A 20,509-nucleotide genomic window follows, 5' to 3' on the forward strand; every position below is an offset into this window, starting at 1 on the left:
AAACTCCCGTTTTCCATGTGGCTATCTGGGTTCAATTCAGACCATTTTACTACCTCATTGGGTGATACTCATAACTTATTCCACCTTCTTCGGCTATTTGTGAAAGGGATCACCGGGGCTGGCGGCCAGGGCGTGATAATGTGCCAGAACCTGGTCTAGCTCGAGTCCTTTATTCTCATGGAAATAGGGCTTGAGCAGGATCAGTACACGCACCATTCCCTCATAAAGCACCGCCTGGATGATGCAGGGCTGAAGCAACTGCATGCGCCGGTAACTCACCCAGCAGGACACCATCAATGTCAGGGTTTGCGCCAGGGTGGCGATGTCTTGCTCGGGCACGGCCAGCACTTTCCGAGCATTGAATTCCCGCAGCTGCGCCTGCAAATGGCCCTCCAGCCGCCGCTGCACCTCGAGGTATTGTGCGTGCAGTTGTGGATCCCGCCGCAGAATGTCCTCGAGATTGGCGTGAAAAAAACGGAACTCCCACATCACATAAAACACCGCATCCAGGTAATGAAACCAAAGTGCCGGGCTGGCGCTGGCCGAGCCGGTGGCCGGCGTGAAGCTTTTGGTTAAATGTGCGCAATACTGTTTGAAAATACAGCGAACAATGTCGTTCTTGTTGCGAAAGTGATAGTAGAGGTTGCCCGGGCTGATGCCCAGGTAGGCGGCAATATGATTGGTGGTCACCCGGGCTTCGCCCCGCTCATTAAACAGTTCAAGGGCGGCAGCCAGAATGCGGTCCCGGGTTTTCTTGGGGATAGCCACGGCACGCAATAACAACGAAATGATAACTGAATAGTAACACAGTGCCGCCGCCACACCCGTCGCCGGCAGCGGGTTAGTTTTCTGGCCGCAGGGCATGGTAAACTTGCGCCCACTTTTCTTCGAATTGCCGAACCCGGGTTCGGCCAGCAAGAGGCGAACAACGATGATCATTGTAACTGGCGGTGCCGGCTTTATCGGCAGCAACCTGGTAAAAACCCTGAACGAGCAAGGCCGCACCGACGTGGTGGTGATCGACGATCTGACCGACGGCACCAAGTTCGTCAACCTGGTCGATCTGACCATCGCCGACTATCTGGACAAAGACGAGTTTCTGCACCGCATCGTGTCCGGCGACGAGTTCGAGGAGTGGGGTGGCATTGAGGTGATCTTCCACGAAGGCGCCTGCTCCGCCACCACAGAGTGGGACGGCAAGTTCATGATGGAGAACAACTACGAGTACTCCAAGGATCTGCTGCACTACTGCCTGGAGCGGGAAATTCCGTTTATCTACGCCTCTTCCGCCGCCACCTACGGCGGTCGCAACGACAACTTCATCGAAGAACCGCAATACGAGCAGCCGCTCAACGTGTACGGCTACTCCAAGCAGCTGTTTGACCAGTATGTGCGCCGCCTGATGCCGGAAATCAACTCTCAGGTCGTCGGCCTCAAGTACTTCAACGTATACGGCCCCCGAGAGCAGCACAAGGGCAGCATGTCGAGCGTGGCCTTTCATCTCAACACCCAGTTGCACAAGGGCGAAAACCCCAAGCTGTTCGCCGGCTGTGACGGCTACGGCGACGGCGGCCAGATGCGCGACTTCATCTATGTGGGCGACGTGTGCAAGGTCAACCTCTGGTTCTGGCAAAACCCGGACGTGTCCGGCATCTTCAACTGCGGCACCGGCCGTGCCGAACCCTTCCAGAACGTGGCCGATGCCGTCATCGACTTTCACGGCAAGGGCCAGGTGGAATACATTCCCTTTCCCGACCACCTGAAGGGCCGCTATCAGAGCTTTACCGAGGCCGATCTCACCAAGCTGCGTGCCGCCGGTTACCCCCACGAGTTCAAGACCGTGGCCGAGGGCGTGGCCGAGTACATGAGCTGGCTGAACAAGTAAGGGACGCCATGAACATTCTGATGGCATTGTCCCAGATTGAGGTGACCGGCGCGGAAGTGTATGCCACCACAGTGGGCGACGTGCTCACCGAGCGCGGCCACAAGGTGTTTTACGTCTCCGACACCCTGACCAAGCCGCACCGGGGAGCCTTTTTCAAACTGCGTTTTAACAAGCGCAGTATTCCCCGCCGGTTCTGGCACGTGGGTTATATGGTCTACCTGATTAAAAAGCACCGCATTCAGCTAGTGCATGCCCACAGCCGAGCCTCCAGCTGGAGCTGCTATGTGGCCTGCAAGCTCACCGGTACCCCCATGATCACCACAGTGCATGGTCGCCAGCCAGTACACGCTTCCCGCAAGAAGTTTCACGCCTTGGGCGATCGCGCCCTGGCGGTGTGCGAAGCAGTGCGGAATCAACTGGTTTCCGGTCTGGGAGTGCAACCCGAGCTGATTGCCATCGGACGTAACGGCATCGACACCAACCACTATCAGCCGGTGCCGGTGCCCGACAACGACAAGCCGGTTGTCAGCATCATCGGCCGCCTGAGCGGCCCCAAGGGCGAGCTGTGCTACCGGCTGCTGGATCAGTGTCTGGATCTGAACCGTTACCGGGTACAAATCGCTTCCGGCTCTCAAGTACCCGAGCGCTTTGAACGTTTTAAAGGCAAAGCCGACTTTCTCGGTTACGTGCATGATGTGCCCGGGCTGATGGCTCAATCCGATTTGGTGATCGGTGCCGGCCGGGTGGCCATGGAAGCCATTCTGATGCAACGTCCGGTCTTTGCCGTGGGCGAGGCAGAAACCGTAGGGCTGGTGACCCCCGACAACATTGACGCCGCCATGGCGAGCAATTTCGGCGATATTGGCCCCACCGATCTCAATATCGACTTTGCTACCCTGCCCGCTCAAATTACCGCTGCTCTGGACACTCGATTCGACAGCTCCGCGCTTGCCAGCACTGTTAAGAGCGCCTACGACCTGCAGGCGGTAACTACCGAGCTTGAAGCTCATTATCAGAGCGTTTTGGTGCACCGGCGGCGGCGGGAAGTGCCTATCATCATGTATCACCGCTTTATTAAAAATGAGAGCGAAAAAGGGATCCATGGCACCTATCTGCACGTGAACATGCTGGAAAAGCACTTCAAGCTGCTGAAACGTCTGGGGTATGAGACCCTTACCTTTGCCGATCTCACCGATAAAGGCATGGCGAGCCGGCTGGACGCCGGTAAAAAGTACATCATCATCACGGTGGATGACGGTTACAAAGACAACTATGAGCTACTGTTTCCGCTGTTGAAAAAATACGGCTTCAAGGCCGTGATATACGCCGTCACCGGAGAAACCTTTAACCGCTGGGACGTGGAAAAACCCGACAACCCGGAAAAAGCCGTGGAGCTGATGACCCCAGCCCAGATAAAGGAAATGGCCGATTCCGGCCTCGTGGAGTTTGGCGGTCACACCCTGACCCATCCCAAGCTGGACCAGCTAGGTCGCGAGCAACAACGTGCCGAAATTGCTGAAAACAAGGCCCAACTGGAGCAACTTTTGGGCCATAAGCTGACCTCCTTCGCTTATCCATTCGGTATTCACAACGACGACAGCAAACAATTGGCCAAAGAACTGGGTTATCCCTTTGCCGTGGCCACCAACAGCGGCCCCCTGGCCATGCATGAAGATCTCTGGCAGATCCGTCGCATCGCCATATTTCCCCGTACCGATGTATTTGGACTGTGGCGGAAGATTAAAGGGAACTATGTGTTCAGGAAAAATAAATAATACAAATCAACCGGTACCTCGAACATGATGAGCAAGTTCAAGCTGCGACTGCTTAATATTGTAAAAAACAAGGAAGGAAACATTTACCTCGCTCCTCAGTCCTATCTTGTCTGGAACAAGATAAAGCTTTCCGGAAAGAAGAACCGACTGCATGTGAAGGGAAATGGAAAGTTCCGCCGCTGTACCATCAGCGTAAAAGGTGATAATAACCTCATTGAAATAGAGGACGGCGCCAATATCAGTTTCAGCAACCTGGAAATTGTCGGTAACAACTGTCTAATCCGCATTGGCAGGGAAACCGATATCGGCGGCGCCTACCTGTCCGCCAAGGGGGAAGCCACCCGGCTTACTATTGGCGAACACTGCATGTTTTCCCGTAATATCAATGTAATGACCTATGACGGTCACCCCATTTATGATGCAGACAGCAACGAGGCTCTGAATTCCCCTAGTCACATTGCTATCGGCAACCGTGTCTGGGTCGCCGCTAACGCTGCCATTCTGAAGGGTGTCACCATTGCAGACGACAGTGTTGTTGCTTTTGGCTCAATTGTCACCAAAAATGTAGATAAGAAGACCATAGTAGCAGGATCACCAGCCAAAACCATCAAGCAAAATATCAAGTGGGAGCATTAAAAAGTTGAAAAAACTCCTGCGAAATAGCCTGTATCTTCTGGGGCTTCCCAAAAGCCTTTATGTGTGTTTACGGTTATGTAGTTTCAAGGATGCATTCAAGCTTCCCATTTTGGTATCACACAGAACAAAACTGAATAGCCTTTCTGGCAAGGTCAGTTTTTCCAGACCCAAAACGGGTACTGTAAGAATTGGATTTGGCAGTGTTGAAACTGTTGATTTTGCTTATCAGAGAACCATCCTACACATTACCGGACACATTCACTTTCACGGCAAAACCAAGATTGGAAAAGGTTCAAAACTGTCGATAGAGGGTGAGCTCGTACTGGGTGAAAACTTTCATATCTCCGCCGGCGGAACCCTGCTTTGCAGAAAAGAGATTAGTATTGGCCGCAATGGTCTGATGGCCTGGGAAAGCCTGATCACAGATGCTGATCATCATCATCTGCTCAATCAGAACGGGGATATCATCAATCCGGCATCAGCAGTCAGAATTGGAGATCATGTCTGGATCGGGGCTCGCGCCATGATTCTGAAGGGCAGCGAAATAGCCGACGATTGTGTAGTCGGAGCGCAAAGTCTAGTCACAGGACGCTTCTCTGAAAACAAGGTACTGATTGCTGGCAGTCCTGCAAAAGTAGTGAAAAAAGACATACTCTGGAAAGAATAACGCTTTGGGCCTTGAGACGAAACATATGAAAATTCTGGTTATAGGCCCTTCCTGGGTCGGAGACATGGTGATGTCCCAGAGCCTCTACATCACCCTGAAAAAGCAACACCCCGAGGCCGAGCTGCATGTAATGGCACCGGCCTGGTGCTGTGCCCTGTTGGAGCGTATGCCCGAAGTGGACAAGGCCATCGTGATGCCCCTGGGGCATGGCGACTTCGGGCTAACCGAGCGCTTTCGACTGGGCAGAAAACTGGCTACTGAAGGTTATGACTGGGCCATCATTCAGCCCAACTCTCTCAAATCGGCGCTGATCCCGCTGTTTGCCGGCATCAAGAAGCGCACCGGCTGGAAGGGCGAGTCCCGCTACGGCCTGCTCAACGACCTGCGCAGCAACAAACGGGACTTTCCACTAATGGTCGAGCGCTACAATGCCCTTGCCTACCCCAAGGCCCAGATGCAAAACCATCAGAACATTCCCGAGTTGCCCTGGCCGGCCCTGAGTGTGAATGCCAATAATCAACAGTCTGCTCTGACCGAGCTGAACCTGAATACCACCAGAGCGATACTCAGCCTTTGCCCCGGAGCCGAATTTGGCCCCGCCAAACGCTGGCCCGAAACCTATTATGCCGAGGTGGCACAACACCAGATTGAACGGGGCCGGCAGGTCTGGATCTTCGGCTCTGCCAAGGACATTGCGGTAGCCGAAGCCATTAAGCATCAGCAGCCTGAACGGTTAAGGGAGCACTGCCATGTATTGGCAGGCAGAACCTCGCTGCACCAGGCCATCGACCTGATGGCGCTGAGCACCGCCGTGGTATCCAACGACTCCGGCCTGATGCATATCGCCGCCGCCCTGCAACGCCCTTTGGTGGGAGTGTATGGTTCCACCTCTCCTCAATACACGCCGCCCCTGGCAGAAAAAGTGGCTGTGGTGCATACCGATATCGAATGCCGCCCCTGCTTCAAGCGGGAGTGCCCGCTCGGACACCTCAAATGCCTGAAGGAGTTACCCCCCCAGCGGGTGATTGACGCTCTGGCCAGGCTGGCAGGCTAGTCACCATGCTCTATCGCCTGCTCTACAACCTGCTTATTCACCTGTTCAGCCCGCTGTTGCTGGCGCTGTTATACTGGCCGAAAAAAGGCAAACCCGGCTTTGGCCGACGCTGGCCGGAGCACCTGGGCCTGGTGGCACCAGTCAACGGCGAACGGCCGGTGTGGCTGCATGCGGTGAGCGTAGGGGAAGTGGTGGCGGCCACCCCGCTGATCAAGGCACTCAAGGCGGCACACCCGGAACTGCCGGTGCTGGTCACTACCACCACCCGTACCGGTGCCGATCAGGCCGCCAAGCTTGGGGATCTGATCGAGCACCGCTACGCCCCCCTGGACTTTCCCTGGGCGGTGGCCCTGTTTCTGCGCCGGGTTAAGCCTCGAGCCTTGCTGATCATGGAAACCGAACTCTGGCCCAACTGGCTCGCCGCCTGTGGCCGACGCAACGTGCCGGTGATGGTGCTCAATGCTCGACTGTCGGCCCGCTCCGCCGAAAGATACCGGCGTTTTCACGGCATTTTCCGGCTGTTATCCAACCATCTCAGCCATATTTCCTGCCAGTATGGGGACGATGCCGACCGCTTTGCCGGCCTCGGCGTACCTCAAGACAGGCTGAGCATTACCGGCTCCATCAAGTTTGATATCGACTACGACGATGCGGTACGGGAGCAGGGGCGAGCGCTGCGAATGCAACTGGGCGCACAGCGCCCGGTGTGGATTGCCGCCTCCACTCACGAAGGGGAAGACGAACAGCTGCTGGCGGCGCATCAGACACTGCTGACACACCAGCCGAGCACCCTGCTGATGCTGGTGCCCCGACACCCACAACGCTTTGATCAGGTCGCCGCGCTGGTACACAAACAGGGGTTAACCCTGCATCGCCGCACCCAGGGTGAGCCGGACGCCGGCATTCAGGTGTATCTGGGCGATACCATGGGCGAACTGCCGGTGCTGCTGGCGGCGGCCGATGTGGCCTTTGTGGGGGGCAGTCTGATTGAGCGGGGTGGCCACAACCTGCTGGAGCCCGCCGCCCTGGGTAAGCCGGTACTGACGGGCCCTTCAACCTTCAACTTCAGCGACATTACCCGTGAACTGCGCCAGGCCGGCGGTGCCAGGGTGGTGGCCAATGGCGAAGCACTGGCGCTGGCGCTGGCCGAGCTGCTTGAACACGAGCCAGAGCGTAATACCATGGGAAGCGCGGCCCTGAAGGTGGTCAGGGCCAATCAGGGCGCACTGGCGCGCACCCTGGACACCATCGCCAATCAGCTGGCCTTGTGATAGCCCTGTTGCAGGGCTTTCCAGTCCTGCTCGTTCCAGCGGAAAGCCTCGTGCAGGTTCAGTTCCTTGCGGAATGAACGCAGCAGGCGGTCCATGTTTTCCCGGGACCAACTGCCGGGCTGGCGAAAATGGCACTTGTCGAAGTCAATGAGCCAGCTCTTGCCGCCGTCATCCAGCAGGATGTTATGACTGTTGAGATCGGCGTGGTACAGGCCGGCATCGTGAAAGCGGCGAATGGTATGGCCAATACTTTGCCATTCCTGCTCGTTCAGTGATCTTTCCTGCAGTATGGCTACCAAATCCCGAGCATTGTTGATGCGGGTCAGCATGATATCGGCCCGGTAGACCAGGTTGGAGCGCACCATGCGCGCGGCACAGGGACGCGGCACCGGCAGGCCCTTGCGGTGCAGCTTGGCCAGCACGGTAAATTCGGCCATGGCCCGGCTTTTGGACTCGGCCACATGCAGGAAAGTGTCTTCCATGACCCGGCCGATCATGCCGCCCCGGTAGTAATGACGCAGCACCTTGTGACCCTCTTCATCTTCCACAAACCAGGTAGTATTGCGCCCCACCGCCTTGCCGCGAATGGCGTTGTGCTCGCGCCAGAAGTCGATCTCAAAAAAGTCCCGGTGAAAGTCACCAAAGCAGTCCGGGTCATACCAGATAATTTCAGAGCCGTGCTCAATTCGTTCCATTGCCTTCCCCCCAGCGAAAAGCCGAATTTTACATGGCCGAAAAGGCTTTGCATAATGCCGGACTCAGAATCCACAAGAGTTCCCTTATGGCAGTCTTCACCTCGGCTCCCACCTCCCTGTGCTTGCTGCGCCTGTCCGCCATTGGCGACTGTTGCCATACGGTGGCGCTGGTGCAAGCCATACAACGCCAGTGGCCACAAACCCGCATCACCTGGATCACCGGCAAAATCGAAGCCCGGCTGCTCGATCAGCTGCCCGATGTCGAGATTGTCACCTTTGACAAAAGCGCCGGCTGGCGAGCCTATCTCCGATTGTGGCGGCAATTACGCGGCCGCCGCTTTGATGCCCTGCTGCATATGCAGGCGGCCATGCGCGCCAGCATTGTCAGCCTGGGCATTCGCGCCGAATACCGCCTTGGCTTTGAACGGGAACGCGCCAAGGACGGCCAATGGCTGTTTACCAACCTCAAGGTGGAGGCCAAGGGCGAACACGTGGCGGACGGCTTTATGGGCTTTGGCCGAACACTGGGGTTGATTGACACAACGCCTCGGTGGCATTGGCCCGTGACGCCCGAAGCACAAGCTCAGGCCGCCAAACATAAGGATAAACGACCGTTATTGCTAATCTGTCCCGCCGCCAGCAAGGCCTACAAGAACTGGACCGCCGAGGGCTATGCCGCCCTCGCCGATCATGCTCATAAGCGCGACATGAAGGTGATGCTGATCGGCAGCCCGGCCAAGATGGAACGGGATCTGGCGGCCCGCATCGAACAACTGACGGCCAACATTGATGAAAACCTGGTGGGTCGAACCAGCCTTCCCGAGCTGATGGCATTGATCAAGACGGCCAGCCTGGTGGTAGCCCCCGATACCGGCCCGGCGCACATGGCCACCCTCACCGGCACTCCGGTGCTGGGGCTCTATGCCCATCATAACCCGGCCCGCACCGGCCCCTATCATTGCCGGGATTATGTGGTCAGCGTTTACGAAGAGGCCCTACTGGCGGAAACCGGCAAGACCCCCGCCGAGCTGCCCTGGCGTACCCGGGTCAAGGATCAGCACGCCATGAAGCGCATTACCATTGAGCGAGTAACCGCGCAATTCGACCGCCTCTGTGGTGATTTCAATCTATTACAGGAGCCGTCATGAACCGCCCCACCCTTGCCGCTGTGCTGATCGTCAAGAACGAAGCCGACAACCTGGCCAAGTGCCTCGCCACCCTGGACTGGGTGGATGAAATCGTGGTGATGGACTCGGGCAGCACAGACGGCACCCGAGCCGTAGCCGAGTCCGCCGACGCCCGCTTTTTTGTCAACGATCAGTGGCCGGGTTTTGGCCCTCAGCGCCGCCTGGCCCAGAGCAAGGTGCAATCCGATTGGGTGTTGTGGATCGATGCCGACGAACGGGTCACCCCCGAGCTGCGCGCCAGCATAGAAGCCGTGCTGGAAAGCCCCACCAACAACACCGTGTATTCCCTTCCCCGCCTGTCCTGGGTGTTTGGCCGTTACATTCGCCACTGCGGCTGGTACCCGGACCGGGTTCTGCGGCTCTACCCCAAGGCACTCACCGGCTACAACGAGGCGCTGGTGCATGAAAAGGTGGAGACGGGCCCCGGCATCACCATCTCACCGCTGCAGGGCGATCTGCTCCACTACACCTACCGGGATCTGCAGCACTATCTGGTGAAGTCGGCGGGCTATGCCGCCGCCTGGGCCGAGCAGCGCCAGCAGCGCGGCAAAAAAGGTTCCCTCACTCAAGGCCTGTTGCACGGCATCGGCTGCTTTCTGAAGATGTATGTGCTCAAGGCCGGCTTTCTTGACGGTAAGCAGGGCCTGCTGCTCAGCCTGCTGTCGGCCCATTCCACCTTTGTGAAATACGCCGATCTCTGGATCAGGACAGAAACTCGGCCGCCCAGGAACTAATCTGGCCCGTCACCGCCTTTACATCCACACTGCTCATGTCTTCGGCCTCAGCGCCTTTGGGCGGGTGAAAAGCCAGGTGACGGCCTTCGCTGTTGAGCGGGCGCCAACGCAGCGGGGTGGCCGAGCGGCGCAGGGGAAAGAAGCCCACGGTGGGCACATCCAGGGCGCCGGCAATATGCAACGGCCCGGTGCTGCCGGCCACAAACAGCTGGCCGCAGGCCAGCAGCCGGCAAAAGTCCGGCAGCGGCAGCCCGCTGGCCACCACGGCACCGTCGCCGGCCATATCGGCCACCTCTGTCGCCAGGTCCTCTTCCCCCGGCCCGGCGGTGAGCACAGGTTGAACCCCAGGAAACGCCGCCTGCAGGCGGTCGAGCAGCCCGGCATACTGCGCCGTATTCAGGTTATTGGCCGAGCCGCCACTGCCGGCGTGCACCAGCAACCAGGGCCGGCCGGCATCAATACCAAGCGCTGCCGCCTGTTGCTCACGAAACGTCGCCAGCTCAGAGGCGTCAAAGCCCAGGTAGGGCGTGGCCGGCTCCACCGGCGTGATGTCATTTTTGACCAGAAAGGCCCGTACCAGATCCAGGTTATATTCATACTCCGGCTTGGCGGACTCGGAGCGGCGCTGTTTTACCCTGTGGTTATACAGCACCTGGGCCAGCTTGGTGGCCGGCGCCCAGCGCTGGGGAATGCCCGCCTGCCACATCAGCCTGGCGTTACGAAAATTGGAGAACAGGCAGATAACGGCGTCGAAGTTACCGCTTTCAAGCTGCTTCAGCAGGGATTTTTGCGCGGCAGCGTCTGCGCTTTTGCCCGGATCCGCCAGCACGGCGTCAATGCTCGGGCACAGCTCGGCCAGCGGCCGAGTATAGCCGGGCACCAGGGCGGTAATATGGCAGTCAAGGGACGCCTTGAGCAGGGCAAAGGCCGGCCAGGCCAGCATGAAATCGCCGATTTTGTCGTTGCGCACCACCAGTATTCGTTTCATTCCGCTCTCCCGCTTGCTCTCTTGCCGCGCTATTGTACCTTATTCTTTTCGTTCATCGTTTGATAAAAGGAACCGTCATGAGCATCAGGGTCATTTACCCCGGCACCTTCGACCCCATCACCAATGGCCATCTGGACCTGATAGAACGCGCCTCACAGCTGTTTGACGAGGTGATCGTGGGCGTGGCCTTCAGCCCCAGCAAGCGGCCCATGTTCGAACTGGAAGAGAGGGTGGCACTGGTGAAAGAGGTGATCGAACAGCAGCAGCTGAGCAATGTGACTGTAGTCGGTTTCTCCGGCCTGCTGGTGGACTTTGCCAAGGAATATAACGCCACCGTACTGGTGCGGGGCCTGCGGGCGGTATCGGACTTTGAGTACGAATTTCAGCTGGCCAACATGAATCGGCGGCTGATGCCGGAGCTTGAAAGCGTCTTCCTTACTCCGGCCGAGGAAAACTCCTTTATCTCTTCCACCCTGGTGAAGGAAGTGGCCATTCACGGTGGCGATATCGGCCAGTTCGTACCCGATGCCGTGCATGAAGCCATCGCGCAGAAGCTGGCGTAAACGCTCGCTATTGAACGAACCCGCAACGCAAAGCGACAGCGCGTGCACTCCGCCGACTCGCTTCAAGCCCACCCTTGGGACGTTCGATCCGTGGCATTTGACGGTCGGCTACGGCAATCCCCGCTGCCGCTTTGAGAAATTCCTGCGCCGACCACCGAAAACCAACAACAGTCGGCACCTTGCTCACCTGAGGTGGGCAAAGGGTGTCTGCTTCGCCGCGCCCTTTGCGCCAGGGATGGCGCAACGGAGCCCCCATGGAAGGGTTTACGGCGTGCCGGCGAAGTAGTGCGCTTTGACCGACGAGTGTGCACACTCTAGCAGGCAGTAACGGGCTTTCAGCGCTGGCAGCGCCCGCAAAACACAGTGCTGCGGCCATTCATGCGAATTTCCCTGAGCAGGCTGCCGCATTGCACACAGGGCTGCTCGGCCCGGCCATAGACCTGCAACTCCTGCACAAAATAGCCGGGCTTGCCGTCGCTGCCGGTAAAGTCCTTGAGGGTAGTGCCCCCCTGTCCGATGGCCCGGGACAGCACGGTTTTGATTTCTTCGGCCAGTTTCAGGTAGCGCGCCCGGCTGATGCTGCCCGCCTCACGTTGGGGATGAATACCCGCCGCAAACAGCGATTCATTGGCATAGATGTTACCCACCCCCACCACGGTATGGTTGTCCATAATGAATTGCTTTACCGCAGTCTTGCGGCCCCGGCTGCGAGTAAACAGGTGGTCGCCATCAAAGTCATCGGTGAGCGGCTCCGGGCCCAGCTTCGCCAGCAGCGGGTGTTTCTCTGCGGGCTCGCGGGTCCACAGCAGACAGCCAAAGCGGCGCGGGTCATTCAGCCGCAGCAGCTTGCCGTTGGCAAATTCTATGTCCACATGATCGTGCTTGCCGGCCGGGGTGCCGTGAGGCAACACCCGCAGGTTGCCGGACATGCCCAGATGCAAAATGGCGGTGCCCCAGTCGGTTTCCAGCAACAGATATTTGGCCCGACGGCGTATGCCGGTCACGGTCAGCCCGGTAAGCTCCTGAATGTCTGCCGGCACCGGCCAGCGCAAGCTGGCATTGCGTACCACTACCCGCATCACCGACTCCCCAAGCAGGTGCGGGGTAATGCCCAGACGACTGACTTCCACTTCCGGCAATTCCGGCATTCGCACTCTCCTTCACTCCACGGCGGCGGCAGTATAGCCCGGACACCAGGCATAAAAAAACCCGGCCAAAGCCGGGTTTTTTGAGAGGGCAAAACCTTACTTGATTTTGCCTTCTTTGTAGATCACATGCTGACGAACAACGGGATCAAACTTTTTGATTTCCATTTTTTCAGGCATGTTGCGCTTGTTCTTGGTAGTGGTGTAGAAGTGACCAGTACCGGCGCTGGAGTTCAGGCGGATCTTCTCGCGAATACCTTTAGAAGCCATGTGTTATCTCCTTAGACCTTTTCGCCACGGGCACGCAGGTCAGCCAGGACACTGTCGATACCTTTCTTGTCGATAATACGCATACCTTTGGTGGTAATGCGCAGTTTTACAAAACGCTTTTCGCTCTCAACCCAGAAACGGTGAGTTTGCAGGTTGGGCAGGAAGCGACGCTTGGTGGCGTTGTTCGCGTGAGAGCGGTTGTTACCAACAGCTGGCCGCTTACCAGTTACTTGGCATACTTTAGACATGTCAGTCTTCTCCAAAACTTACTTTTGCTCGAGCAATGATACCCCGTTGGCCGTCAGTCGGGGCAAAATAAGGCGGCAATTTATACAGCAAATTCAGCTCGAGATCAACAATAAGCCAAACGCCCGGCGTTCAAAGCCAGCCACGCTCGGCAAAAGATACGGTTTCGCCGTCGCCGATGACCAGATGGTCCAGCACGCGAATATCCAGCAACCCCAGGGCGGCCTGTATACGCTCGGTGATCATGCGATCCGCCCGGCTGGGCTCGGCCACTCCGGATGGATGATTATGCACCAAAATCACCGCGGCGGCACCCTGCTTGAGCGCCAGGGCGACGATTTCTCGCGGATACACCGCCGCCGCATCCAGGGTGCCAAAAAACAGCTCGTGAAATTCAATGACCCTGTGCTGGTTATCGAGCAGCAGCAAGGCAAAGACTTCCCGAGGCTGGTCCCGCAATCGCAACTGCAGAAACTCCCGTGTCAGATCCGGGCTGGTGAGGGCATGCTCCCGCTTTAACCGCTCATCCAGAAAGCGACGCATCAGTTCCATGCTGGCCTTTAATTGCACGTATTTGGCCAGACCCAGGCCGGGCCCTTCACAAAACTGACGCGCCTCCGCCTGCATCAGGCCGCGCAATGAGCCAAACTGCGCAAGCAGGGTGCGAGCCAGGGTGACCGCGTCCATGCCCTTGGCACCGGTGCGCAGAAAAATGGCCAGCAGCTCCGCGTCCGTCAGGCTGCCCGCGCCCCGACTCAGCAATTTCTCCCGCGGGCGCTCGTCTGCGGGCCAGTCCTTGATGCTCATTCCCATGCCTCCTTGCTCCAGCACAATTGAGTCTGGAAGGTTAAGCCTAGCCCACAGCGGGAAACGATTGTGATAATCTTGCCGGCTCTTAACCAGGAGACCACCGCCATGTCTGTTGCAGGAAAACGCATTGTCATCGGCATCACCGGCGGCATTGCCGCCTACAAGGTGCCCGAGCTGGTACGCCGGCTCAAGGAGCGCGGCGCCGAGGTACGCGTGATCATGACCGCCTCCGCCCAGGAATTCATTACCCCGCTGACCCTGCAAGCGGTATCGGGCGAGCCGGTGTCCAACGCCCTGCTCGATCCAGCGGCCGAGGCCGGCATGGGCCATATTGAACTGGCCAAATGGGCCGATCTGCTGCTGATCGCCCCCGCCAGCGCCAACACCCTGGCTCGGCTTACGGCGGGCATGGCCGACGATCTGCTCACCACGGTGGCGCTGGCCACGGCGGCACCGCTGGCGGTGGCCCCGGCCATGAACCAGCAGATGTATCGCCACCCGGCCACGCAGACCAACCTGGCCACCCTCAAAGCCCGTGGCGCTCATGTCTGGGGCCCGGCCCAGGGAGAGCAGGCCTGTGGCGACGTGGGCCCGGGCCGCATGCTGGAAGCCATGGCGCTGGTGGCCGAGGTGGAACGGCACTTTGCCCCGAAGGCGCGGCCCCTGACCGGGCTGAAACTGATGCTCACCGCCGGCCCCACCCGGGAAGCCCTGGATCCGGTGCGTTATATCTCCAACCACAGCTCGGGCAAGATGGGCTTTGCCCTGGCCACCGCGGCACGAGCGTTGGGAGCCGAAGTGACCCTGGTGAGCGGTCCGGTCACGCTCGCCACTCCCACCGGGGTGCGGCGGGTAAATGTGGAAAGTGCGCAAGACATGCATGACGCCGTCATGGCCGGCATTGGCGAACAGCACATCTTTATCGCCTGCGCCGCCGTGGCCGACTATGCACCAAAAGTGGTGGCATCGCACAAGATCAAGAAGACTCAAGCCGATAATATGGTGGTGGAGCTGACCAAAAATCCGGATATCGTGGCCTCGGTCGCCTCACTGCAACACAAACCCTTTACCGTGGGGTTTGCCGCCGAAACACGGGATGTGGAAAAATACGCCCTCGACAAACTCAAGCGTAAAAACCTCGACATGATCGCCGCCAACGACGTTTCCGGCAGTGATCGTGGCTTTAACAGCGACCAAAATGCCCTGAGCGTGTTCTGGCCCGGCGGCCAACACCATTTACCCCTGGCCGGCAAAGCCGAGCTGGCCGAACAGTTACTGACATTGATTGCGAAGCGATATCATGACCTCCATTGAGCTGAAAATTCTCGACCCCAGGGTCGGCACCGACTTTCCCCTGCCCGCCTACGCCACCCCCGGCTCCGCCGGCCTGGATTTGCGCGCCTGCCTGGATGAGCCCTTGACCCTGGCCCCGGGTGAAACGCAATTGCTGCCCACCGGCCTGGCCATTCACATTAAGGACCCCGGGCTGTGCGCCACCATACTGCCCCGCTCCGGTCTGGGTCATAAGCACGGCATTGTGCTGGGTAACCTGGTGGGGTTGATCGACTCTGACTATCAGGGCCAGCTGATGGTATCCTGCTGGAACCGTAGCAACGACAGCTTCACCATTGCGCCGGGCGAACGCATTGCCCAGCTGGTGATTCTGCCGGTGGTACAAGCCCAGTTCACACTGGTTGACGATTTTGATCAAAGCGAGCGGGGAGAAGGCGGATTCGGCTCTTCCGGTCGCCACTAACCAACCGGACACCTTCATGGCCAACAATAACCAGAACAGGAAAAACCGCAGGGAGCAGATCCTGCAGGCGCTGGCCCACATGCTGGAAACCAGCCCGGGGCAGCGCATTACCACCGCCAAGCTGGCCGCGGCGGTGGGCGTGTCGGAAGCCGCCCTTTACCGGCACTTTCCCAGCAAGGCACGCATGTTTGAGGGATTGATCGACTTTATTGAGGAAACCCTGTTTTCCCGCATCAATCTCATACTGCAGGACGAAAAGGACAGCAGCCTGCGGCTGCGCTACATACTGCAGCTGGTGCTGGGGTTTTGCGAGCGCAATCCTGGCATTACCCGCTTGCTCAACGGCGACGCCCTGCAGGGCGAGCACGAGCGGTTGCTGGCCCGCATCAACCAGCTGTTTGACCGACTGGAAACCCAGCTCAAGCAGATTATGCGCGAACGCCGCCTGTACGAAGGCGACGGTTATGCCGAAAACGAAACCGTGCTGGCCAACCTGTTGCTGGCCTATGTGGAAGGCCGTATCAATCAGTATGTGCGCAGTCAGTTCAAGCTCAGGCCCACACACAATTTCGACAGCCACTGGCAGTTGCTGCACCGGCAGCTGGCGGCGGTGTAAGCCCGCCCCGCTTTTACTTCAATAACGACAGAGGCACGAGAAAATGGAAACAGAATTGCTCAACACCCAGTTTCTGCAGGAAGCCCAGAGCTGGATAGCCAACAACCAGGAGCTGATCATTCGCTACACGGTGAACATGGCCGCCGCCCTGCTCACCCTGGTGATCGGTTTTGTCGCCGTGGGCATGCTCACCGGTGGCCTGAACCGAGTGCTCAAGGCGCGCAAGGTCGACAGCACCATTTCCGACTTTGTTACCAGCCTGCTCAAATACGGCCTGCTGGCCTTTGTGATCATCGCCTCGCTCAGCCGGGTAGGGGTGCAGACCGCGTCCTTCGTGGCCGTGGTGGGTGCCGCCGGTCTGGCCATCGGCCTGGCACTGCAGGGGTCGCTGTCCAACTTTGCCGCCGGCGTGCTGCTGATTGGCTTTCGCTTCTTCAAGGCCGGTGACTACATCGAGGCGGGCGGCACCGCCGGCACCGTGCAATCGGTGCAGATTTTCACCACCATTTTGATGACCCCCGATAACCGCATGATAGTGGTGCCCAATTCCAAGATCCTCAACGACAGCATCGTCAACTATTCCAAGGAGAGCACCCGCCGCCTCGACCTGGTGATTGGCGTGGCCTATAACGCCGATCTCAAACTCACCCGCGACGTACTGACCCGCATTCTCGATGAAGAGCCCCGGGTACTGAAAGACCCCGCCTACCGCATTGCGGTCAGCAATCTGGGCGCCTCCTCCGTCGACTTTATCGTGCGCCCCTGGGTAAAGGCGGAAGACTACTGGAACCTGAAGTTCGATCTGCTGGAAAAAATCAAGAACGAACTGGACGCCAACAACATCGGCATTCCCTTTCCGCAGATGGATGTGCACCTGTTCCGGCAAGAAAAGGCCTGAACGCCGCATTTACCTACAAAAAAGCCGCTTTTCAGCGGCTTTTTTATTAATTTAGATGACTTCGTCAGATACCGTATTGCTCACGGTAGGCCCGCACCCGTTCCAGATGCTCGGCCATCTCCGGCTGCTCGCTCAGGTACTCGATCAGATCGCCAAGGGTAATGATGGCGGTCACCTCGGCGTTGTAATCCCGCTCCACTTCCTGAATGGCGGACAGCTCGCCCTTGCCCTTTTCCTGCCGGTCCAGTGCAATCAGCACGCCGGCGAGCTCGGCGCCGTTGGCCTGAATGATGTCCATGGACTCACGAATGGCGGTACCGGCGGTGATCACGTCGTCCACCAGCATGATGCGGCCGGCCAGCGGGCTGCCCACCAGGTTGCCGCCTTCGCCGTGCTCCTTGGCTTCCTTACGGTTAAAGCAGTAGGGTACGTCCTGATCGTGTACTTCCGCCAGCTGTACCGCGGTGGCGCTGGCAATGGGAATGCCCTTGTAGGCCGGGCCAAACAACACGTCGTACTGCACACCCGCATCCACCAGGGCGGCGGCGTAAAAACGGCCCAGACGGGCCAGGTCGCGGCCACTGTTAAACAGGCCGGCGTTAAAGAAATAGGGGCTTTTGCGCCCGGATTTCAGGGTGAATTCGCCAAACTTCAACACCTGTTTGGCCATGGCAAATTCAATAAACTCACGCTGGTAGGCTTTCATGCTGCTCTCCGCAATGTCATTCAATAAGTTAAGGGCATTTGCCGCGATCAGCCGGCAATCACTCGGCGCTGATGCTCAACCAGCTCGTTGACCGCCTTGCGCGCCAGCGCCAGCATGGCCAGCAGCTCGTCGTGGCTGAAGGGCGCGGCTTCCGCGGTACCCTGTACTTCAATCATGTTGCCTTCGGCGGTCATTACCACGTTCATGTCGGTTTCCGCCTTTGAGTCTTCGGTGTACTCCAGATCGGCCACCGCCTGACCATCCACCATGCCCACGGAAATGGCCGCCACCAGGGTCTTGAGCGGATTGTGCACTATCATGCCCTCGGCCTGCATCCAGTTCAGGGCATGAGCCAGGGCCACGCAGGCGCCGGTAATGGCGGCGGTACGGGTGCCGCCGTCGGCCTGAATGACATCACAGTCCACGGTAATGGTGTATTCACCCAGCTTTTCCAGATCCATGGCGGCACGCAGCGAGCGCCCGATCAGCCGCTGAATTTCCATGGTGCGACCGCCCTGCTTGCCTCGGGCCGCTTCCCGGGCCATGCGGCTGTGGGTGGAACGCGGCAGCATGCCGTATTCCGCGGTAACCCAACCCTGGCCCTGACCACGCAGAAAACGCGGTACGCCTTTTTCCACCGAGGCGGTGCACAGCACCTTGGTATGGCCAAACTCCACCAGCACGGAGCCTTCCGCATGACGGGTATAGTTCGGGGTAATGGTCACGGGGCGAATTTCGTCCGCCGCCCGGCCTGAAGCTCGTTCGGTCATGGTGTTCTCCTGTAGGTCAAAGTGGCGCTGCCCGGCGGGCAAACCGGGGCATTATAAAGAAAGCGCCGGCCCAATGCATGCCGCCCAACATTGGCGACCGGGCCCGGCTGTGTCACACTTTGTGATTACCTTTATGACACAAAATGGAAACCGCATGATCCACAGCATGACCGCCTTTGCCCGGCAGGAATTCAAACAGGACTGGGGCACCGCCGTATGGGAACTGCGCTCGGTCAACCAGCGCTACCTGGAAACCTATACTCGGCTGCCCGAGCAGTTCCGCGGTCTGGAGCCCATGGTGCGGGAAAAACTGCGCGCCCGGTTGCAGCGAGGCAAGGTGGAATGTGCCCTGCGCTTTGAAAGCAATCAGGCCAGTCAGGGCGAGCTGCACATCAACAAGGCGCTGGCCGAGCAGCTGATTGAAGGCGCCACCTGGGTGATGGAAAAGGCCGGTCAGGGCACCCTGAACCCGGTGGACATTCTGCGCTGGCCCGGGGTGATGGAAGCCCAGGCCCAGGACATGGACGCCATCGGCCAGGCGCTGCTGAAAGGCCTGGACGACGTCATCAACGATTTCCTCGCCGCCCGCGCCAGTGAAGGCGACAAGCTCAAGGCCCTGATCGAGCAGCGCCTCACCGGCATTGAACAGGAAGTGGCGAAGGTCAGCGCCAACATGCCCGCCATCATGGAATGGCAGCGCCAGCGCCTGCGGGACCGCTTTGAAGAAGCCAAAATTGAACTGGACGCCCAGCGGCTGGAGCAGGAAATGGTACTGCTGGCCCAAAAGGTAGACGTGGCCGAAGAACTGGACCGGCTCACCGCTCACATTGCCGAAACCCGCAAGATCCTGAAAAAGGGCGGCCCCTGCGGTCGGCGCCTGGACTTTATGATGCAGGAGTTCAACCGCGAGTCGAACACGCTGGGATCAAAGTCCATCAACGCCGACATCACCGCCAGCGCAGTAGAGCTGAAGGTGCTGATTGAGCAGATGCGCGAGCAGATTCAGAATATTGAGTAATACGAACCGGCCTCGAATAACTCTCAAGCCTCTGTAAACAGGGGCTTTTTTGTTTTTTACTCAGCCCTTGCTGCCGCTTGGCGCTGGCTTCAGGTTGGCAAACACATCGTCTATCAGCGCCCGTATGAGCTCATCCCCTTCGTTGGCCCTGGCATAGGCGCGCAGCCCCATCAGCTGCACCTGCAGGTAACACGCCATGCGCTCCGGGCTTTTTGCGGCGTCAACCTCACCTTCTTCCTGGGCCTGTCTCAGCACGCCGGCAAAGGCCGCTTCCACCTCTTTAAGCAACCGTCTGGCCAGTGCCAGCAAATCTGCATGATCCGAGGTCAGTTCGGCGATGGTCTTGACCAGCATACACATGCCGTTGGGCGCCGTTTCTCGACATTCAATCACCACCTCGGTGACAAAGCTTCGTAACCCTTCAAGGGGGGATGAGGCCCTTTCAACACAGGCCGCCAGACGGGAGCGGCTGGACCGGGCGTAATGGGTCAGCGCTTCCTGAAACAGGCCTTCCTTGCTGCCAAAGCTCGCATAAATGCTGCCCGGGCGCATGTCGATGGCCGCCTGGATGGTACGCATGGAGGTGGCATGAAACCCCCTGGCCCAGAACAGCTCGGTTGCCTGCCGAATGGCCTGCGCACGGTCGTATTTTGCTTGACTTACCATGACTCCCCCTTTTGAACACATGTTCAATGTTATCCCGTTACCACGCCCTAATCCAACCGCCATCACGCAAGTTCGCCCCAACGCTAAAACAAGGCGCCTGAACATCCGTTCAGATTTCACTTGAACGATTGTTCATATCGCGCTTGAATGAGT

The 20,509-nt window shown here is 58.5% G+C and carries 24 protein-coding genes; 14 read left to right on the forward strand and 10 right to left on the reverse strand.

All coding sequences use genetic code 11. The annotated features are described in order from the left end of the window. Positions 1-93: 93 nt before the first annotated feature. On the reverse strand, positions 94-939 hold the full coding sequence (locus B6S08_RS11125; RefSeq protein ID WP_094200889.1) for a TetR/AcrR family transcriptional regulator: 846 nt from the start codon (positions 937-939) through the stop codon (positions 94-96). Here B6S08_RS11125 and rfaD point away from each other — a divergent pair. Genes rfaD through waaA form a run of 6 tightly spaced genes read left to right on the forward strand, consistent with a single transcriptional unit; the run spans position 932 to position 7,288 of the window. Continuing rightward, positions 932-1,885: an ADP-glyceromanno-heptose 6-epimerase gene (gene rfaD / locus B6S08_RS11130; RefSeq protein ID WP_094200890.1), complete on the forward strand. Its 954-nt coding sequence runs from the start codon at positions 932-934 to the stop codon at positions 1,883-1,885. The genes B6S08_RS11125 and rfaD overlap by 8 nt on opposite strands. Positions 1,886-1,893: 8 nt before the next feature. Beyond that, positions 1,894-3,660, forward strand: coding sequence for a bifunctional glycosyltransferase family 4 protein/polysaccharide deacetylase (locus B6S08_RS11135; protein WP_094200891.1), 1,767 nt, complete (start codon positions 1,894-1,896; stop codon positions 3,658-3,660). A gap of 24 nt (positions 3,661-3,684) precedes the next feature. Continuing rightward, entirely contained in the window at positions 3,685-4,296 is a 612-nt protein-coding gene (locus B6S08_RS11140) for an acyltransferase (RefSeq protein ID WP_094200892.1), read from the forward strand. Between the two features lie 4 nt (positions 4,297-4,300). Further along, the gene (locus B6S08_RS18630; RefSeq protein WP_141202191.1) at positions 4,301-4,963 is read left to right on the forward strand and encodes an acyltransferase; all 663 of its coding nucleotides are present in this window, start codon (positions 4,301-4,303) and stop codon (positions 4,961-4,963) included. 25 nt (positions 4,964-4,988) lie between these two features. Further along, the gene (gene waaF / locus B6S08_RS11150) at positions 4,989-6,017 is read left to right on the forward strand and encodes a lipopolysaccharide heptosyltransferase II (RefSeq protein ID WP_094200894.1); all 1,029 of its coding nucleotides are present in this window, start codon (positions 4,989-4,991) and stop codon (positions 6,015-6,017) included. Positions 6,018-6,022: 5 nt separating this feature from the next. After that, entirely contained in the window at positions 6,023-7,288 is a 1,266-nt protein-coding gene (waaA, locus tag B6S08_RS11155) for a lipid IV(A) 3-deoxy-D-manno-octulosonic acid transferase (protein WP_094200895.1), read from the forward strand. Here the strand turns inward: waaA and B6S08_RS11160 are convergent. Continuing rightward, a complete protein-coding gene (locus B6S08_RS11160) occupies positions 7,273-7,983 on the reverse strand; it encodes a 3-deoxy-D-manno-octulosonic acid kinase (RefSeq protein WP_094200896.1) in 711 nt (236 codons plus the stop codon). The genes waaA and B6S08_RS11160 overlap by 16 nt on opposite strands. A gap of 86 nt (positions 7,984-8,069) precedes the next feature. On the opposite strand from B6S08_RS11160, the gene B6S08_RS11165 reads away from it, so the two are divergent. Together B6S08_RS11165 and B6S08_RS11170 are read left to right on the forward strand one after the other, a co-directional pair. Then, positions 8,070-9,131 carry a glycosyltransferase family 9 protein gene (locus tag B6S08_RS11165; RefSeq protein ID WP_094200897.1) on the forward strand — a complete coding sequence of 354 codons (1,062 nt, stop codon included), beginning with the start codon at positions 8,070-8,072 and terminating at the stop codon, positions 9,129-9,131. Further along, positions 9,128-9,904, forward strand: coding sequence for a glycosyltransferase family 2 protein (locus B6S08_RS11170; protein WP_094200898.1), 777 nt, complete (start codon positions 9,128-9,130; stop codon positions 9,902-9,904). The genes B6S08_RS11165 and B6S08_RS11170 overlap by 4 nt, the downstream gene beginning before the upstream one ends. On the opposite strand, the gene B6S08_RS11175 is transcribed toward B6S08_RS11170, so the two are convergent. Next, positions 9,873-10,892, reverse strand: coding sequence for a glycosyltransferase family 9 protein (locus tag B6S08_RS11175; RefSeq protein WP_094200899.1), 1,020 nt, complete (start codon positions 10,890-10,892; stop codon positions 9,873-9,875). The two genes, B6S08_RS11170 and B6S08_RS11175, sit on opposite strands and share 32 nt — an antisense overlap. A gap of 77 nt (positions 10,893-10,969) precedes the next feature. On the opposite strand from B6S08_RS11175, the gene coaD reads away from it, so the two are divergent. Next, a complete protein-coding gene (gene coaD / locus B6S08_RS11180; protein ID WP_094200900.1) occupies positions 10,970-11,455 on the forward strand; it encodes a pantetheine-phosphate adenylyltransferase in 486 nt (161 codons plus the stop codon). 335 nt (positions 11,456-11,790) lie between these two features. Here the strand turns inward: coaD and mutM are convergent, their stop codons facing one another. The 4 genes from mutM to radC form a co-directional block, all read right to left on the reverse strand. Further along, entirely contained in the window at positions 11,791-12,603 is an 813-nt protein-coding gene (gene mutM / locus B6S08_RS11185) for a bifunctional DNA-formamidopyrimidine glycosylase/DNA-(apurinic or apyrimidinic site) lyase (protein WP_094200901.1), read from the reverse strand. Positions 12,604-12,699: 96 nt separating this feature from the next. Then, on the reverse strand, positions 12,700-12,870 hold the full coding sequence (gene rpmG / locus B6S08_RS11190) for a 50S ribosomal protein L33 (RefSeq protein WP_094200902.1): 171 nt from the start codon (positions 12,868-12,870) through the stop codon (positions 12,700-12,702). An 11-nt stretch (positions 12,871-12,881) separates the two neighbouring features. Then, positions 12,882-13,118: a 50S ribosomal protein L28 gene (gene rpmB, locus B6S08_RS11195; protein ID WP_014291125.1), complete on the reverse strand. Its 237-nt coding sequence runs from the start codon at positions 13,116-13,118 to the stop codon at positions 12,882-12,884. Between the two features lie 130 nt (positions 13,119-13,248). Next, complete coding sequence (radC, locus tag B6S08_RS11200) at positions 13,249-13,923, reverse strand: RadC family protein (protein ID WP_094200903.1); 675 nt, start codon at positions 13,921-13,923, stop codon at positions 13,249-13,251. Between the two features lie 108 nt (positions 13,924-14,031). On the opposite strand from radC, the gene coaBC reads away from it, so the two are divergent. Genes coaBC through mscS form a run of 4 tightly spaced genes read left to right on the forward strand, consistent with a single transcriptional unit; the run spans position 14,032 to position 17,196 of the window. After that, complete coding sequence (gene coaBC, locus B6S08_RS11205) at positions 14,032-15,240, forward strand: bifunctional phosphopantothenoylcysteine decarboxylase/phosphopantothenate--cysteine ligase CoaBC (RefSeq protein ID WP_094200904.1); 1,209 nt, start codon at positions 14,032-14,034, stop codon at positions 15,238-15,240. After that, complete coding sequence (gene dut, locus B6S08_RS11210) at positions 15,224-15,682, forward strand: dUTP diphosphatase (protein ID WP_094201072.1); 459 nt, start codon at positions 15,224-15,226, stop codon at positions 15,680-15,682. The genes coaBC and dut overlap by 17 nt, the downstream gene beginning before the upstream one ends. Before the next feature lie 16 nt (positions 15,683-15,698). Further along, positions 15,699-16,298 (forward strand): nucleoid occlusion factor SlmA, encoded by a 600-nt coding sequence (gene slmA, locus B6S08_RS11215; protein WP_094200905.1) that lies wholly within the window; start codon positions 15,699-15,701, stop codon positions 16,296-16,298. 43 nt (positions 16,299-16,341) lie between these two features. Beyond that, positions 16,342-17,196, forward strand: a complete 855-nt coding sequence (mscS, locus tag B6S08_RS11220; RefSeq protein ID WP_094200906.1) for a small-conductance mechanosensitive channel MscS — start codon at positions 16,342-16,344, stop codon at positions 17,194-17,196. Between the two features lie 64 nt (positions 17,197-17,260). Here the strand turns inward: mscS and pyrE are convergent, their stop codons facing one another. Together pyrE and rph are read right to left on the reverse strand one after the other, a co-directional pair. Then, positions 17,261-17,902, reverse strand: coding sequence for an orotate phosphoribosyltransferase (gene pyrE, locus B6S08_RS11225; protein WP_094200907.1), 642 nt, complete (start codon positions 17,900-17,902; stop codon positions 17,261-17,263). A 47-nt stretch (positions 17,903-17,949) separates the two neighbouring features. Next, positions 17,950-18,672: a ribonuclease PH gene (gene rph, locus B6S08_RS11230; protein ID WP_094200908.1), complete on the reverse strand. Its 723-nt coding sequence runs from the start codon at positions 18,670-18,672 to the stop codon at positions 17,950-17,952. 154 nt (positions 18,673-18,826) lie between these two features. On the opposite strand from rph, the gene B6S08_RS11235 reads away from it, so the two are divergent. After that, entirely contained in the window at positions 18,827-19,690 is an 864-nt protein-coding gene (locus B6S08_RS11235) for a YicC/YloC family endoribonuclease (protein ID WP_094200909.1), read from the forward strand. A 60-nt stretch (positions 19,691-19,750) separates the two neighbouring features. Here the strand turns inward: B6S08_RS11235 and B6S08_RS11240 are convergent, their stop codons facing one another. Then, positions 19,751-20,356 (reverse strand): TetR/AcrR family transcriptional regulator, encoded by a 606-nt coding sequence (locus B6S08_RS11240; protein WP_094200910.1) that lies wholly within the window; start codon positions 20,354-20,356, stop codon positions 19,751-19,753. Between the last annotated feature and the right edge of the window lie 153 nt (positions 20,357-20,509).

Origin of the sequence: Oceanimonas doudoroffii (genome assembly GCF_002242685.1) — a bacterium.
In the GTDB taxonomy this organism is placed as follows: Bacteria; Pseudomonadota; Gammaproteobacteria; order Enterobacterales; family Aeromonadaceae; genus Oceanimonas; species Oceanimonas doudoroffii.